Source organism: Coleofasciculus sp. G3-WIS-01 (genome assembly GCF_040223135.1).
Taxonomy (GTDB): Bacteria; Cyanobacteriota; Cyanobacteriia; order Cyanobacteriales; family Coleofasciculaceae; genus Coleofasciculus.
This window is the reverse complement of sequence record NZ_JAVJZI010000100.1, coordinates 1-1,677: the sequence shown is the minus strand read 5'-3', so window position 1 is coordinate 1,677 and position 1,677 is coordinate 1. Positions and strand designations below refer to the sequence as shown.

Annotated in this window: 3 protein-coding genes; 1 reads left to right on the top strand and 2 read right to left on the bottom strand. The window is 47.2% G+C overall.

Annotated features, from left to right (window positions below):
* Positions 1-234: 234 nt before the first annotated feature.
* Positions 235-798 carry a hypothetical protein gene (locus RIM23_RS10570; protein WP_446366843.1) on the bottom strand — a complete coding sequence of 188 codons (564 nt, stop codon included), beginning with the start codon at positions 796-798 and terminating at the stop codon, positions 235-237.
* Positions 799-926: 128 nt separating this feature from the next.
* On the opposite strand from RIM23_RS10570, the gene RIM23_RS10565 reads away from it, so the two are divergent.
* Positions 927-1,403, top strand: a complete 477-nt coding sequence (locus RIM23_RS10565) for a hypothetical protein (protein WP_446366847.1) — start codon at positions 927-929, stop codon at positions 1,401-1,403.
* On the opposite strand, the gene RIM23_RS10560 is transcribed toward RIM23_RS10565, so the two are convergent.
* The gene (locus RIM23_RS10560) at positions 1,329-1,499 is read right to left on the bottom strand and encodes an NACHT C-terminal alpha/beta 1 domain-containing protein (RefSeq protein WP_446366845.1); all 171 of its coding nucleotides are present in this window, start codon (positions 1,497-1,499) and stop codon (positions 1,329-1,331) included. The two genes, RIM23_RS10565 and RIM23_RS10560, sit on opposite strands and share 75 nt — an antisense overlap.
* Positions 1,500-1,677 lie beyond the last annotated feature (178 nt).

Below are 1,677 nucleotides of genomic sequence, written 5' to 3'. Positions count from 1 at the left end.
TGGTTAGGGTTTGGGTATTTCCTGTTTGAATAAGGTTGACGTGATATTCGGTGGTCATGGTAATTCTCCTCATGGAACCTGAGTCGGGGCGGGTTTATTCACATCTGGATGCAACCCAAAAGATAGTAGTGAAACCCGCCCCTACAGAGGCATCACATACCGTGAAAAGTCAGATACAATTAGGGGCTCGCATCCCCTACTACGAACTATGAACGAACGTCTGCAAGCAAGCGTTTAAGACGTTGACGCCGAAACTTCAGTTAACTGCGTACCATCCCAGACATAATAACGAGTTTCCATCCAATCGGGTTCATTGTCCGGGAAATTTTCTGGCGGATTGACAACAAGTAGCCGACTATCAAGCTGAAACTTAACACCTGCTTCAGCCGGACGATCTAAGATATAAACTGAGCCGGTTTCGGCATTGATGATACCAACAACTTGACAACTTGTGCCACATCCCCACGTCACAACCGTGTATTTTCCGGCAAAATTAGGTCCTTGTTTAGCGCCCTGTCGTAAAACAGTTCGGAATCTTCTAGCTTGAGGGTGGCTGGTTAAATCAACAGGTGCAGGAGTACCAGAGAACGAGTCGGTTGCTGGATAATCCTGGAAGTCTGGAGGCGATGTTTGCTGAGTATCGCTTACTTCTGATGCAATTGTTTCTGTACGATTGTTGAGTGTCTTAGCTGAAGATGTCTTAACTTGATCGGTTGAGGATTCAGTTGTAGACGGTGGGGGAGAACTGCAACCTAGCGCTAATGCTAGTGTAAGTCCTGAAAGTACGATAATTTTCATTGGATTTATTTCACCACAATTTTACATTAATCTGGATTGTTTTAATTTAGCGAAATTTAAATAGTGACAGGGGGAAGTCAGATGCTGCGAGATTACGCTACAAAAGGCTAAACATATCAAACCGATGGATGTCGCGATCGCGTCTTGTATCAGAGGCTATTTTTGAGCGTCCATCTGAATTACTGGCTTCCGGTGAATCCCTTACCCTATCCGAACAGGGTCATTTCCTGACATTTTTCCCTCAAAGCCAAAAAGACCGAAATTTGCGCCTTAAGTTTGCTACCGATGGAACTAAGGTGACCAAAATTATTATTGGTCAACTCCCAGAAGTGGATTATCTCGAAGGCTGTCTGGATGTTGTACCGGGTGGAACTGAATCAAAGAGACTGGGCGAGGAGGAAGTCACAGCTACACAAACAAAGTCCGCCTGCGCGGACTGGGTTAGGATCATTCTCGTTCCCAGCCACTACCTGGGAATGCCTTTGGGGAGGCGGAGCCTGCCATTCTCTTGGCAAACGTCAAGATTTCATTTATTGCCCTGTTGCGATCGCACATATCCAATCGACTACATCTGCGATCGGCTGGCTTGGTGTGAAGTATTTTAGAGGAATGTGATCAAAGGGTTGGTCGGTGATGATACAAATCGCCCCCTCAAACCTGCTCAAGTCTGTGAGAAATGTATCACTGTAGGGGTACGGCATTGCCGTACCCTTACCAGGTGTAGGGTTGTCCGACGATGTTTGACATCCTCCCCCGGCTAAAGAGCGCGGGGGATTCCTCACCACGCCACCTTTAGCCGGGGTGGTCGCTGATTGGGGTTGACGCTTCGCTGAAGGTTGCCTCCAAATGAGGTCTTACACCCTCTCCACGTCCGTTTAT

Excerpts from the sequence above, each read along its gene's own strand:
- RIM23_RS10560 (WP_446366845.1), bottom strand. The coding sequence starts at position 1,499 with ATGCCGTACCCCTACAGTGATACATTTCTCACAGACTTGAGCAGGTTT.
- RIM23_RS10570 (WP_446366843.1), bottom strand. The coding sequence starts at position 798 with ATGAAAATTATCGTACTTTCAGGACTTACACTAGCATTAGCGCTAGGT.
- RIM23_RS10565 (WP_446366847.1), top strand. The coding sequence starts at position 927 with ATGTCGCGATCGCGTCTTGTATCAGAGGCTATTTTTGAGCGTCCATCT.